The sequence below is a fragment of the Thermoanaerobacter kivui genome (genome assembly GCF_000763575.1).
GTDB classification, from domain to species: Bacteria; Bacillota; Thermoanaerobacteria; order Thermoanaerobacterales; family Thermoanaerobacteraceae; genus Thermoanaerobacter; species Thermoanaerobacter kivui.
In genome coordinates this window covers 402,331-415,815 of record NZ_CP009170.1, presented here as the reverse complement: position 1 = coordinate 415,815, position 13,485 = coordinate 402,331, and the positions used below count along the sequence as shown (strand labels likewise).

12 protein-coding genes and 1 pseudogene are annotated in these 13,485 nt (G+C 31.3%); 5 read left to right on the top strand and 8 right to left on the bottom strand.

Features of this window, described 5'->3' with window-relative positions; genetic code table 11:
- Positions 1 to 124: 124 nt before the first annotated feature.
- From TKV_RS02050 to TKV_RS02035, 4 genes are read left to right on the top strand one after another with little or no spacing between them, the layout of a single operon-like run.
- On the top strand, positions 125 to 1,252 hold the full coding sequence (locus TKV_RS02050; RefSeq protein ID WP_049684553.1) for a head GIN domain-containing protein: 1,128 nt from the start codon (positions 125 to 127) through the stop codon (positions 1,250 to 1,252).
- Positions 1,253 to 1,261: 9 nt separating this feature from the next.
- Positions 1,262 to 1,618, top strand: coding sequence for a GntR family transcriptional regulator (locus TKV_RS02045; RefSeq protein WP_049684552.1), 357 nt, complete (start codon positions 1,262 to 1,264; stop codon positions 1,616 to 1,618).
- A complete protein-coding gene (locus TKV_RS02040) occupies positions 1,611 to 2,201 on the top strand; it encodes a hypothetical protein (protein ID WP_049684551.1) in 591 nt (196 codons plus the stop codon). The genes TKV_RS02045 and TKV_RS02040 overlap by 8 nt, the downstream gene beginning before the upstream one ends.
- On the top strand, positions 2,201 to 2,998 hold the full coding sequence (locus tag TKV_RS02035) for an ABC transporter ATP-binding protein (RefSeq protein ID WP_049684550.1): 798 nt from the start codon (positions 2,201 to 2,203) through the stop codon (positions 2,996 to 2,998). The genes TKV_RS02040 and TKV_RS02035 overlap by 1 nt, the downstream gene beginning before the upstream one ends.
- Positions 2,999 to 3,134: 136 nt before the next feature.
- Here TKV_RS02035 and TKV_RS13900 read toward each other — a convergent pair.
- The 4 genes and pseudogenes from TKV_RS13900 to TKV_RS02015 form a co-directional block, all read right to left on the bottom strand.
- Positions 3,135 to 3,521: pseudogene (locus tag TKV_RS13900) on the bottom strand (hypothetical protein).
- 518 nt (positions 3,522 to 4,039) lie between these two features.
- A complete protein-coding gene (locus tag TKV_RS02025; protein WP_049684549.1) occupies positions 4,040 to 4,780 on the bottom strand; it encodes a SurA N-terminal domain-containing protein in 741 nt (246 codons plus the stop codon).
- A gap of 49 nt (positions 4,781 to 4,829) precedes the next feature.
- Positions 4,830 to 5,252 (bottom strand): hypothetical protein, encoded by a 423-nt coding sequence (locus TKV_RS02020; RefSeq protein WP_003871101.1) that lies wholly within the window; start codon positions 5,250 to 5,252, stop codon positions 4,830 to 4,832.
- A gap of 46 nt (positions 5,253 to 5,298) precedes the next feature.
- On the bottom strand, positions 5,299 to 6,390 hold the full coding sequence (locus TKV_RS02015) for a WD40/YVTN/BNR-like repeat-containing protein (protein ID WP_049684548.1): 1,092 nt from the start codon (positions 6,388 to 6,390) through the stop codon (positions 5,299 to 5,301).
- Positions 6,391 to 6,711: 321 nt separating this feature from the next.
- On the opposite strand from TKV_RS02015, the gene TKV_RS02010 reads away from it, so the two are divergent.
- Positions 6,712 to 7,350 (top strand): hypothetical protein, encoded by a 639-nt coding sequence (locus TKV_RS02010; protein WP_039931465.1) that lies wholly within the window; start codon positions 6,712 to 6,714, stop codon positions 7,348 to 7,350.
- A gap of 49 nt (positions 7,351 to 7,399) precedes the next feature.
- On the opposite strand, the gene TKV_RS02005 is transcribed toward TKV_RS02010, so the two are convergent.
- The 4 genes from TKV_RS02005 to TKV_RS01990 all read right to left on the bottom strand — a co-directional run bounded on the left by TKV_RS02005 (position 7,400) and on the right by TKV_RS01990 (position 13,388).
- Positions 7,400 to 7,984, bottom strand: a complete 585-nt coding sequence (locus TKV_RS02005; protein WP_049684547.1) for a hypothetical protein — start codon at positions 7,982 to 7,984, stop codon at positions 7,400 to 7,402.
- A gap of 229 nt (positions 7,985 to 8,213) precedes the next feature.
- The gene (locus TKV_RS02000) at positions 8,214 to 10,811 is read right to left on the bottom strand and encodes an FtsX-like permease family protein (protein ID WP_049684546.1); all 2,598 of its coding nucleotides are present in this window, start codon (positions 10,809 to 10,811) and stop codon (positions 8,214 to 8,216) included.
- The gene (locus tag TKV_RS01995) at positions 10,804 to 11,505 is read right to left on the bottom strand and encodes an ABC transporter ATP-binding protein (protein WP_049684545.1); all 702 of its coding nucleotides are present in this window, start codon (positions 11,503 to 11,505) and stop codon (positions 10,804 to 10,806) included. The genes TKV_RS02000 and TKV_RS01995 overlap by 8 nt, the downstream gene beginning before the upstream one ends.
- 638 nt (positions 11,506 to 12,143) lie before the next feature.
- Entirely contained in the window at positions 12,144 to 13,388 is a 1,245-nt protein-coding gene (locus tag TKV_RS01990) for an MFS transporter (protein ID WP_049684544.1), read from the bottom strand.
- Positions 13,389 to 13,485 lie beyond the last annotated feature (97 nt).

Sequence of the window (13,485 nt, the reverse complement as noted above, 5' to 3'; positions counted from 1 at the left end):
TTAAATTCCTTCTTATTTTTTCTAGCTTAAAAATTGTTTTAATAATTTTTTAAAACTCATTGACAAAAAAGTTTTATAGTGTTATATAATTATATAACAGTATAAAACTTCGGGAGGTCGTCTTATGAATCAAAATTTAATTGAAACTATTGTATTTTTAGTGGCTTTTGTAGCTTTAGTAACCGGTTTTATTTTCCTATTCTCAAGCAAAACTTCAAATTTGCCCATTGTAAAAACTTTTAAAGAAAGTGCCACTATAAGAGTAACTGCATCAGGAGTTAGCATCTTATTAGCTTGGATTTCTCCATGGATTTCTTTAAAAGTATCGCTTTTTATTTTATCTTTTGTACTTTTAATAAGTATCTTCCCTATAAGAAAAGGGCTATCTTCTTCACTTTCAATTGTTTTACTCGTATTATTTATAATGGTAATTACCGTACCAATTTTAGGAATGGGTTTATTTTTTACTAATGTTAAGACAAAAACTATAAAAGACAATGGCACAAAAATTGATATTCCAGGTATTCATATTAATATTCCCCCAATAACTATCCCGAATAGTTCTAATTATGACTTACGCCCTCATGAAAATTTTCTGCCGGATAAATCAATTTCAGTAAAAGACATAGATAGCATATCTATTAAAGTCTCCTCAGAAATTGAGTTGGAACTTGTTGAAGGCGATACTTTGTCTTATCCTTCTCGATTAATAGAAACCGGAGATAATAAAGTTTTACATTTAGAAGAATTTTCTCCTATAAAAAATTCTACTTATGTTATAAAATTAGGTACATCACTTGCAAAAAACCTTGATATTGATTGTACATCAGTCAAGATAATTGGTAGTGGAAACATTAAAGACATTCATATAAACTCTGTTGGAACTACAATAAATGCTGATATCGTATCAGAAAATAACATTTATATAAACACCGTTGGTTTTGACTTGAATGGCAAATTAAAAGGTAAAAACTTAAATCTCAATACTACAGGGAGTAACATAAAAGGAGAATTAGATTTTGATAAAATCATATTAGACGCCACTGGTGTAAATATTAATATAAAATCAAAATTTAATAATTTTAATATAAATGCCACTTCTTTAAATGGAACACTTGAAATTTTAAATACTCCTGATGAAACTGGTGAATTTTATATAGATGCAACAGGCGGTTCTTTAAAAATTATAAACAAAAGCAAAGCTCCTATCGACATAAAAAATTCAGGCATTATAAAATTAATCAGAGAGTGATGGTGCAAAATGCTAAGAAAAGTAGATAAACACAGTGGAGTGCCTGCATATTTACAAATAGTAAACATGATAAAATCAGAAATTTTATTAGGTAACCTTCAAAAAGGCAGTCAACTTCCATCTATCAGAGATTTACAGGTGATATTTGACGTAAATATAAATACAGTTATAAAAGCTTTAGAAAAATTAAAAAACGAAGGATATATAGAGTCAGAGCAAGGCATAGGATATTTTATAAAGAAAGACATTGATGTAGAAGAAGGTATAATAAAAATTATAAGAGAATGTGTCACAAAATTGAAAAACAGTCGTATAGACTATTATACTTCTATGTTAATTTTTGAGGAGGTCTGGAAAAATGAATGAAGTGATAAATAAAATGGATATTTATATACAGAAAGAATTAAAGGAGAAAACTGTAAGAATACTTTTTCTTACTTTTCTACTATTCATACCAGTAATATTAATCAAAACAATTGCACTTTTGTTTTTATCTGCCACTTTTATAGTGTATGATATAAGGCATCAAAATGCAGAACTTTTATACTTCCTACCTTTTTCTAAAAAAGAATTGTTCCTTTACAATCTCATTTTTTTAAGCCTCGTTGTGATTGTGACCTCTGCTATTGAAGGAATATTTTTAGAAGGCCCTTTTATAAATAAATTTGAGCCTATTTTGAGAAGTTTAATACTTTTACTTGCAATATTTGGACTTCAAATGACTTTTTCAGGCTTTGAGATGGATGGATTAGGTTGGAGCGCTTTTATAGTTTTCTTAGATGCACTTTTCGGATATATGGGCACAACAGATATTAATAGCTTTGCCTTCAATCCTTACAGCCTGATAAGTTTTACTCGGCAGGGAAATTTACTTCTATCCTTGATATACTCATCCCTCATTTGTCTCTTGGGCTTCTGGTCATATGTAATAAAAGGCGGTGAAAATTAATGTACACATTAGAAGTAAAGAATCTAAGTAAACAAATTGATGGAAAACAAATACTCTCCAATGTAACTTTTAAAGTAGAAGAAGGAGAAATAATGGCACTTGTGGGTCCAAACGGTGCAGGAAAAACCACAACATTAAAATGCATAATGAACGCAGTAAAAAAGGATTCAGGCGAAATATTCATATTCGAAAAGCCTTTTCACCCTTCTATAAAAAAAGATATAGCGTTTGTTACAGAACACAGAAAAGTCTTTAACAATTTACAACTGGCAGACTATTACAAACTGTACAAAACTCTGTATCCATCATGGGATGATATGTTTTTTAAAAACTTTCTCTCCCGATATGGCTTTAACTTAAATGAAGAGATGCAAAAATTCTCAAGGGGTCAAAAAACCCTTATATTAGCGATATTAGCTTTTTCAACAAATGCAAAATTCATAATTTTAGATGAGCCTACACAGCATCTTGACCCAGCTGCTAGGTTTGAACTCATAGAAATTATAAAACAATATGTAAATGAAAAGAAAGGTACAATACTTCTTTCCTCTCATGAAATATTCGAATTAGAAGAATATGCCACAAGTTTTGCCATAATAAAAGATGGAAAAATACTATATACAGATTCCATTGATGATGCAAAACAAAAGCACAGAATAGTAAGTTTGAATGAAAACATAAAAGGGGCAAAAGTAATCGCAGTAATGAATAACGAAGTTTTAGTACAAACTGAAGAAGATATAGGTGAATATCCCCGCTTAAATCAAATAATTGTAGGCTACCTAAAAAGTACCTAATAAACAAGGTAACAATAAGAAATTTAAATTGATTTTCCTATAAAACATCTATTTGATTCTCCCCCTCTGAGATGTAAATCTAGCTCAGAGGGGTATTTTCACAGTTGGTGTACCAATTTATTTTTAAAGCTATTTCTTACTTCTTGCTGACTATAAAAATCAATGAATATCCTGCTACCACAGATAGTGCATTAATAACATGTCCTAGTACATAAGAAAGGTCCAATAAGATGGGATAAAAATACAAAAAAACTACTGCAAATAAGGGTAAAATAAAAGCCAATAGACATTTATAATTTATCATCCAATTCCCTTCTTTCTTTGTTTCACTTAAAAAGAAAGGAATTGTTAATAATATTCCTAAAGCGAAATAAAAAATTAGATTACCCCACACAAGTATTATTTAGTTGTATGTAACTTCTGAAATACGGATTATCTTTTGTAACAATATGTTACCTACCATTAAATAAATATATATTAGCAATATAAAAAATATCTTAAACTCTACATTTTCTTCTTTCATTAACACTCTCCCTTTCTTTTATTTTTATAAAAAAGAATACCTCTGTGTTATTGTAATACTTTTCAATTCTTTTAATTTAATATCAATTTACATATCCATTATTTAACATCAACACCCATTCACTACTAGTCTCCCTATGAAGTGCTACCCATGAAGTAGAAACATATCCATGCAAAATATCCGTTCTTACAGGTAGCCAACCATAACTTGAAAGATCATAGTAATAATAGTTTGATGTCGGATAAAAATATTTTGTAGAAGTTAAGGTTATGTGTTCGTATCCAAAGGACATCTGGTTTAAAAGGCGTTCTAGTAAAAGGTAAAGGTTTTATATTTTTTCTCATTGCTACTATTATCAATTGATATTTTTTAATATTTTGTAAAATTTATACATTTTTAAATCTTGTAAAACCTCTTAAGTATTCTTTACGGTTATTATAATATATATTTTTTCCAACGTCTATAGAGCAATAGTATTATAAAAAATTTTTTCATTCCCCTCTCCTACCTCTACAAAATCAATCTACTCTGAAGCCTCTAAACATATCTTTATATTTTTCATCAATCGATATTTTAGCCTGTTTTACATATTGATCTATTATATTGTCAAAATACTTTTTATACTCATTTTGCACCTCTATGGTCATTTTATCCGTTTTCTTCAATTCCCTATTTTTAATTCCTTCATTGATTATCGCATTGTACAGCTTATCAAAAAGCAACATTCTTTTTACATTGTATCTCTCATAATCGTTCCAGTATTCCTCATATGTCATACCACTTGCAGAAATTAACTCTTTCAATTTTCCCTCCGCTTCAGGAAATTCTTTAAATTGTTGTTTCTCTTTTTCAATATATAAATTTATTTCATCTTCAGATACCTTTAGATTGTATTTCATAGCAAGATATTCTTTTACTTTCTCTCTCACCAATTTATTTAAAACAAAATTATTTATATCGTTTACCTGTCCTTCCGATGCCAATGTCAATCCCTTACGCAATTCAAATTCGTTTTTATATATCGGTATACCGTTAGCCTCTGCAATCACATCCCCTTCATTGACTTTCAATTTGTCTTTATTACCCTTTAAAAAACTGCCTACTTTTTCAATAATTTTATCAAACTGTGATTGATTTGGCCCATCCCCTGCACTAACTCTCGAGACTGACAATCCAACGGCAATTATACTCAATGATAAAACAATGGCAAAAGCGATTAATAAAAAAGTTTTTGTTTTCCTCGTTGCACCTACCTCCAAACAAATATTAATCCTTCCATTCCTAATTTATTTTATTTTTTACTTCGCCTTATCTGATAGATTCCCAAAAAGACTGTAAATAATCCTGTACAATAGAGTTATCGAAAACATCGTATGTATACCCATTTACTATAATTATTTTTTTATTATCTTTATCAAAAGCTATAAAGCCGTTCTCTACATGAGAATAAAAATTTATTACATAATAAGAAAAATCTATTTTTCCTTTTACCGTGCTGCTCATTTTATATTTGTATCCTCTTAACCATTCGGTTAATTCTTTAATTTTTTCTTTATCTTCTGTTATTTTTGGTTGCTCATTTCTTAATATCTCTACTTTATAAACATTATCAAGATTAAATCCAATGGCTTCATCAATGGTCTTTACTCTATATTCATACAGATTTTTAGCCAAAATAGCGATAAAATAAATTATTACAATTAATACAATAACTCTTATTTTTCTATACATTCTGTTCTCATCCTCCTCATTTTCTCCTTATACACCAATTGAAATTTTAAAACTTCTTATCCCACGTATAACCGCCATTTTCACTGTAAAATAAATTTGTCCCACCCGATGTTGAAGCTAAAGCCCACACTGTTTTATTATCTATAAATTGAATTTGAAATGTACCTTGAGGAATATTTAGCTTTTCCCATGTATTTCCTCCGTTATTTGTTTTAAATAATTCATCTTCAAATAAAACATACCAGTTTTCTTCATCTACTACATAAACCTCTCTGGGAGAATTCTTGGATACAAAAGAAGCCTTCTCTTTCCAACTATTCCCATTATCCTTGCTTACTAAAAACACTTCCTCAAAATCCCCTCTCACATCATCAAATGCAGATATTGGCCAAATGATTTCACCATCAACAAGTTTAAGAGAATATACAGAAATATATTCTTCATCAAATCTTGAAAGCAGTGGAATAATTTTTTTATTCCATGTATATCTTCCATCAGTGGTCATGTATAAACTAGATTTTCCTGGTTCACACCTTTCCACTGTAATAAAACCCGTTTTTACATCAGGCAAAAAAACAAAGCTCTTTTTCTCCCCTTCATATGGAAGTGGATTAGGAGATGCTGAAGTACTGTTAGGCAATTCTCCTTCGTGAATGAGAATCCATTTATTGTTTATTAATTTATAAACATCCACAGGCACATTCCCAGACGCAAGCCCATATTCCTTAAGGGCCCAGCCTTGATATTCTCCACCGGAATTTATAAAAAATAATTTACCCATACCAAAAGGCACTTCATCAGCATCCCAGTTTTTACCTCTATCTTCCGTCTTATAGAGAGTCTCATTAGAATAAAGTATCCAAGCATGATCAGAATCCATAAAAAACCATTCACGAATGTCACCTATGGCAGAAGTCGAAGCAGTCACCCATGTAGTGCCTCCATCATTTGTAATAAATACTTTATTTTCTCCCATATTTTCTCCAATAGCCCATCCATTATTTCTATCTATCATTTGGAAATATTGAAAATTAGGAATTAGTTTGTGAAACGTATTACTCTCCTTAACCTCTCTTTTTGTTTGGCATCCGCCAAATAACAAAGTTAAAATTATCAAAATTACAAGAGCTTTTTTCATTCCTCACCAAAACCTCCCATAAATTCTTCTACCAACATTATACCATTATTTCGTTTGTCAGATATTACAAATTGGTTACAAATTATTAAATTTTTATTAATTCCCCTTAATAATTTGCTTAGAAAATAGCCTTAAAGCTCCATATTTCGCAGCAGGCAGTAAATAAAACAAAGAAAAAAGCATTGAAAAAAATGAGAGAATTTTTAGGAGAAGATTTCTTAGATGGGTTGTAAATTAGCATATAAAACTCTCTTTAATAGGTAGAAGGGTAAATCGGCCGATTAGTCCTTCGAAAAAATAATAAAAGCGAGGTAGATTTTTATGGCTACTTGTCCAACAAGCCCAAAACCAAATTATACAACTTTTGTAAACAACTATTTAAGTTATGCACAAACAGCTTCACGCTCCTTACAATTGCCCGTTGCTGCAATATTAGCTCATTGGTATCAAGAATGGGGAATGCCAATAAAAAATCCTGCATTTCAAACATGGGCTCCAAGTGGAATATGTGTGAGTGGATATTGTGGAGGTAGTACTGGAAATGCATTTCCTATATTTTGTACCTTAAACGACGGTGTGCAAGCTTATATAACACAAATGAATTATTACAATGATGGCAGTCATATAGACATTTTTGGCTTTCCAACTAAACTTTCAACGTTCTATAACATCGGTTATAAAGCGGGAGGAAAAACAGCAACAGTAAAAAATGATAATGGAAATACAGTAACAGCTCAAGGCGTAACACATTATGGATTAAATGATATTCCTGAGTTCCCAACTCCTCAACAATTGACATATTATGAACATCAAGCTCTATATTCTGTTTTAGAAGCTCTTGGTGCATCTGAATGGGATGCTGGTCATTATTTTAGTGGAACAGATACCCAGCCTGGACAATCTCTAATTAATATTGTAATAAATTCGGGTTGGCAAGATTCGTACAATTATATTTATTAAAGAGGGACTGTAACTTTATCAGTCCCTCTTTAATAAAAAATTGTTACATTTACTTTAATGCTCTTTTCCATTCTTCAGGCAAAGGATAACCCTTTATAAATGCTTGCCCATGATATACAGGTATTATACCTGATTCAACAGCAGGTTTTATAGGAACATGCTGTGCAACTATTACTGAACCAGGTGGTATATCACCAAACATAGGCACAGGCGGCCAATACCTACCGTCAGGTGGAGAATATAAGAAAACAACTCCTTGAAGCGTTATGTATAAAAAATTATCATTGGAATCATTGTTAATAGATGTAGGGTCTGTTTTATCATCTTGAGAATAAATATATTTTTGCCACACTTTAGGTAATTTCCAATCATCAAATGAAGCAGAATCAACGTCATAATCTTTCCATATTCCTCCATAAATATCAGAACTATACACGGGTATTTGTGACATATCAAAAGATGGACTTTCCTTTAATTGTTTCAAAATTTCTTTTTGAGAAATTGGATTTGCCAAATCAATGTTTTGAATATTTTTCGCCATTGTCTCCTTAGCTGTATATTTTGTAAATCCCTGGGATATCAATACACCAATTATTATTCCAAGTACAAAAATTAAAAAATATCTTCCTCTCATCTTATCCCCCCAATTACTGCTTTAAAAACTTTTTAATCTTTCACCCAAGCATCCAATGTTTCTACTCATATTATCATTATACCATTATTTCGTCCATCTGATATTACAAATTGGTTACAAATTATTAAATTTTTATTAATACAATTTCCAGAAAACAGAGGGAACAGTTCCTTTTGTTTGAAAAAATCAGACAGAAGGAACCGTCCCCTCTGTTTGAGGAATATCATTTTTACTGTATTTTAAGAGCTCCTGATGTAGTTAAATACTTTACTTTAAGCTCAAAGGGTATAAGAGCACTTATGGATCCTATAACTGTTGAAAGCATTGTCATCAATAATACTATTTCAACACTTAAGTGCATACTTTTATAAAGCAAAGATAAGATAAAATTTGATCCTATTATGCCAATTATTCCAGAGGCAAAACCGTATATTGCACCTTCACTTATAATTAAACCTCTTACCCAGTTATTTCTCCAGCCAACTGCTAAAAGGAGCGACAGTTCAAATCGTTTATCTGTAATGTTAAGGCTTATAAGGTCAGAAATTGTGACAACTGCTATAATTACTGAAATTATACCTATCAAATAATGCTGTGGTTGAAGTTCCAATGAAATGTATTCTCCTAACAGTGTCATGTGTAAGACATTGTTCAAATGTATTTTTATGTAGAGTAAAACGCTTAGCAAGAATGTTGGTATAGAAGCTGACAAAATTGATAAAAGAGTTCTCCACGGCCGATTGAAAATACTACTTAAAAGAAAATTTAAAAGCAAATTTTTGCTATAACGTTTGGTAATTACTCTTTTAACTTCTCCAGACTTTAAAATTTCAGATATATTTTCTTCTTTAATGGTAAAAGATGAAATTGCTGTACCTGCAGTGTAGGAAAATAAAGATATTAAAAATACTTCTAGTAGCTTATTTGTTTCGGCGGGTCTATTTAGAAAATGCCATGCAATTAGTGACAAAATAACTCCAATAATTCCTACACTTGCACCTATTATCGCTCCTTCTTTTACAATTAACTTTTGTATATAGTCGGTGCTCCATCCCACGGAAAAAAGTATGGCAAATTCATTTTTGCGAGACAAAATATTGACAATAGAGGTAGCTAAGACAAACAGGATTGCTTCTACAATTAAAATTGCAATAAAAATCCCAAAAGCTAATGTGTTTTCTTTTACAATAGTCATAGCTGTTCCTAATTGAATCCAAAGTTGTTCTAAATATCCTATTTTATTTGCATGAACAAGAATATTTCTAGGAGAAGATCCCAGTGTTACGTAAGCTTTATGACCTGTACGAGCGGTTATTTCTTTGGCAATATTTTCTGCTTTTTTTTCACTTTCTGAGGAAAAATGTTCTACTCCTTTTATCTTTATTCTAATTGCCGAGATAGGCTTATCCCCTAATAAAACTTCTGCAGATTCTATTGTGGTAAGTATGAGAGGAGGGCTTGTGATGATTTCTAAAGGGCTTCCTGTGGGTTTTAAAGTGACAACAGGATTTAAAGGCTTCCCATTATCATCCAATACCACTCGAGCCTGAGCGGGTCTATATTGTTCCATAGGAAGTTCAGATAAAGGGTCTGTAGCTATTTGCAACTTTTTCACATCGTAAAAGCCTATAGTTTTAAAGACAACTTCTTCTCCATAAGCTATTTTTAGAGGTCTGAAAACAGGGACGTCCATTAAAATTAGATTTAGCCAACGATATTTTTCCTCATCTTTTACATTTTGAGGAACTGCTTCTAAAGCTATTGGCCACCTGTCTTTATAGGGGGCTTCTATTGAATTGTAATTTACTTTTGTCGGAAGAAGATAAGTACCTCCTGTCAAAACAAGTTTTCTACCATTACTTCCTTCACTTCCTTCTAAAAGCTGCTTCTTTACTATTTCATGCATTTTTTCGGCACTTAATTTGTTTTCAAATACATTTTTTTTAGCAAGTGTTTTATCTAGGTAACTTTTACCACCTTTTTCCTTTAAGAAGTAAAGCAATTGTATATCTTCTATTTTTGGAAGTTTCAACTTCTCTACATAGTATTCGTAGGAAATATCATAAAAAGGCCAATTCATGACTAAAACTGGTATTGTGATAGGTTTATCAGTTTTAGGAATGTCTGATTTGGAAAAATATCTCCCTTCTACTATACTTTTATTTAGTCCCACTAATTTAGCTTCTTCTTCTGGATCTATCGCTCCAACTAATATCGCTTGCTTATAAAAATATACAGATGTAAAAGGTAAATTTTTTGCCTTCGCGATGCTCTGTGGGGTAAAATTTAGACCGTATTTATTCCACATATCATCCCATAAGGTAGGAGGAAATTTATTTACTGTTTCTAATGAAAATGGATTCATCAAATAATAAGCTACTTCTTTAGTGTAATTTTTTAATCCGTCAGAAGTTTTAACTTTTGTGACAAATCGATATACGCCGGGATCTAATGATTCAAAAGTTGGAAGTGGAAGATTAAGAATTCTCCATCCCAGTATAGAGACAGGAGCTGCAATTTCCACATCATTAATTTTTTTTATTTCTTCCCAATCTTTTATACTAATGCCTCCGCTGTAGTTAGAAATTTGGTTTGATTCCATAATATTTAAATTTTTATCTAAAGGAGTAACTATATCTTTCGGAATTACTAAAATATCATAGGAACTTCGCCATTTTTCCTGTAATGCTTGCTGTACTGTCATTTTTGAGGTTTGACCAATTCCTACTAAATAAGATAAGCCGCTTGATAAGATAGCGGCACCAAAAAGTATTAAAGCCAAGCGTCCTTTTTTGTAAATTAAATTTTTGTATATATATTTAAGCATTTCTCAAAACCTCCAAAATGCGTCCGTCTTTCATAAATATTTTCACAGGTGAGTTTTTTGCTATTTCATCGTTGTGGGTCACAATTATTATTGTTGTTCTATATTTTTCATTTATAGATTTTAAGATTTCTATTATTTTTTCTCCCGTTGATGTATCTAGGTTGCCAGTAGGCTCATCAGCGAGGATTATACGTGGATTTGACATTAAAGCCCTTGCTAGTGCTACCCTTTGCTGCTCTCCTCCAGAGAGCTCACTTGGAAGGCTACTTTCTTTGCCTGATAAACCTACTTCTTTTAAAAGAAGGAGGGCTTTTTTATATTTGTCAAAATCTGTATGCCTTGGCATCACTGGTATAATTACGTTTTCTATGGCAGTAAGAGAAGGGATTAAATAAAATTGTTGAAAGACAAAACCTATATAAGAATACCTAAAATCAGCTAGTTTTTTGCCTTTAAGAGTTGAAACATCTATGCCAAAAACTTCAATTTTACCTCTTGTAGGCTTTTCAAATCCGGCAATTATGTTAAGAAGTGTAGTTTTGCCGGAACCAGAGGGACCTTGTATAGTTACAAATTCTCCCGGCCATATTGTAAGGTTTACGCCACGAAGGGCAACTTGTTCTTCAGATTGATTTGCGTATACCTTTACAACCTCTTTTAAATTAACAGCAGGTTGCAGGTTTATTTCACTCATAAAACTTCCCCTTTGCGCAGTTAATTTTTTGCTTAATAATAGGGACAACCTAGAAAACTACAGCCTGAACATTCTGTCGTTATATAGTTACCATAAGGGTCATATTTATCGCAACAGTAACAATACATTATATTAAAACCTGATACATCTGGTATTAATACCTTTTTACAATAACAATCAATATAATAATTTGGCATAATAATGGTAGATTTATTGGTAAAATTAAAATTATTTTCGGTGAAGGTAATTTTATTTAAGTCACTTTCCTTATTTTACAATTCTTTACTAAGGGCATAAGATATGGAAGTGGATAAAAATACAGAAATCAAAAAAACTAGTATCAATTTCTTCATTTTCAAGTTACCTCCTATTTTTGTATTGTTGTTTATTATTATATTATTAACTACATTTTCTGTCAAGTCTTAGTAGTAAAGCAAAATGTTAAATATTTCCTTGAGTAAAATAAAAATTATAACCAAAGTTCAAGCAAACCCTGTTTTATTTTGTTGACAAAGTAAAAATTTTTTATGCTTTTTCTAAACATATTCATCCCTGTGCCAAAGCTTATGAGGGATGTATTTGTCATAATGACATTTTACATGGTGTTATTAAGAATAATATAACGTCAAATTACATTGCTATTCTTCTTTTATCAATATTACGCTTAACAGCAGCCCGATGAACATTAAAATTGCAGAAGAAGCAAGTAAAAAGTTGTAACTTTTCACATGAGCTATAAAGCCCCCAATAAATGATCCTATTGATAAAGCCAAAGCATTATTTGCACTAAAAAGTCCCATTGCAGCTCCTTGTGGTAGATTTGACTCTGATGCTATAGCTGTCCCACTTACAGAAATTATTGGCCACGAAAATATAATCAGTACAAAAAATAGAGCCACTAAAAACATTCTTGCTGATACTACAAAATACCCCAGTATGGTTAAACCTAAGATAGATATCAATCTCAAAAAAATGCCCAAAAGCAATACTTTTTTGTCTCCTCTTTCTTCTGCAATCCTACCCACCAAAGAATATATAAAAATGCTAAGACCAACTGCCACAGAAAAAATTATAGAAGAAATTGAAGGGCTTATTTTATACACGTATTTCATTATAATGGGGTAAAAGGAGAAAAAGAAAGAAGATGCAGCAACAATTATAAACCATAAAATATTAAAGGTTAAAGTTGATAAAGCAGTTTTTGACAAATGTGGTAATAAAGTTTTTATATGTAATAAATGATAGGATTGGCTTATCGAAGCTAATAATGGCTGTATCCTAGGATGTAATTTCTCCAAAGCAGGCCGCAATTTAATTTTCCCATCTCTGCTAATTGTTGGCATAGTTTTATAAAATATCAAGGAAGAAAATGCCATCAAAGAAGTAACTATAAGAGCTATTTTTATATGTGTTGCACTGAGTAAGCTTGCTATCGCTAATCCAACCACTTGACCTATCCCATAAACTTTTTGGAGAGTTCCCACCCTTTCAGTTACTTCAGCATAAGAAAACCGTTCTACAATCCAAAGATTGGCAAATGTATTCGTTAAAGAAAATCCTAAGCCAGCCATTAAACTAAAGAATCCCAAAATTGATGGTAATGGAATAAATGTAATGCTTAAAAGGGACAAGCCAATGATAAATAACCCCATCAAAAATAAAACTCTATTTAGTCTCAATGTATCTGCTATTTCTCCCCACAAAGGAGCACTAAGCTGCCCTAATCCGAACAACGACATTACAATCCCGACATTTGCTGCACTGCTATGTTGCTGCGTCCAAAGAGGGATTAAAATAGGTATCAATCCTGAAGCAATCGCACCTAAGATTGCATAAGCTCCAAACCAATTTTCAAAAAAGCGACTTTCATGAAATCGAAACATAAATACCACCTTTTAGTCTATCTTAAAAACTATCAAATATTCACACTTTATAAAAATCCATCTGGTCTTCTAAATTTTACAAAGAAAATCTCCATTG

Excerpts from the sequence above, each read along its gene's own strand:
- TKV_RS02050 (WP_049684553.1), top strand. The coding sequence starts at position 125 with ATGAATCAAAATTTAATTGAAACTATTGTATTTTTAGTGGCTTTTGTA.
- TKV_RS02045 (WP_049684552.1), top strand. The coding sequence starts at position 1,262 with ATGCTAAGAAAAGTAGATAAACACAGTGGAGTGCCTGCATATTTACAA.
- TKV_RS02040 (WP_049684551.1), top strand. The coding sequence starts at position 1,611 with ATGAATGAAGTGATAAATAAAATGGATATTTATATACAGAAAGAATTA.
- TKV_RS02035 (WP_049684550.1), top strand. The coding sequence starts at position 2,201 with ATGTACACATTAGAAGTAAAGAATCTAAGTAAACAAATTGATGGAAAA.
- TKV_RS02020 (WP_003871101.1), bottom strand. The coding sequence starts at position 5,252 with ATGTATAGAAAAATAAGAGTTATTGTATTAATTGTAATAATTTATTTT.
- TKV_RS02015 (WP_049684548.1), bottom strand. The coding sequence starts at position 6,390 with ATGAAAAAAGCTCTTGTAATTTTGATAATTTTAACTTTGTTATTTGGC.
- TKV_RS02010 (WP_039931465.1), top strand. The coding sequence starts at position 6,712 with ATGGCTACTTGTCCAACAAGCCCAAAACCAAATTATACAACTTTTGTA.
- TKV_RS02005 (WP_049684547.1), bottom strand. The coding sequence starts at position 7,984 with ATGAGAGGAAGATATTTTTTAATTTTTGTACTTGGAATAATAATTGGT.
- TKV_RS02000 (WP_049684546.1), bottom strand. The coding sequence starts at position 10,811 with ATGCTTAAATATATATACAAAAATTTAATTTACAAAAAAGGACGCTTG.
- TKV_RS01995 (WP_049684545.1), bottom strand. The coding sequence starts at position 11,505 with ATGAGTGAAATAAACCTGCAACCTGCTGTTAATTTAAAAGAGGTTGTA.
- TKV_RS01990 (WP_049684544.1), bottom strand. The coding sequence starts at position 13,388 with ATGTTTCGATTTCATGAAAGTCGCTTTTTTGAAAATTGGTTTGGAGCT.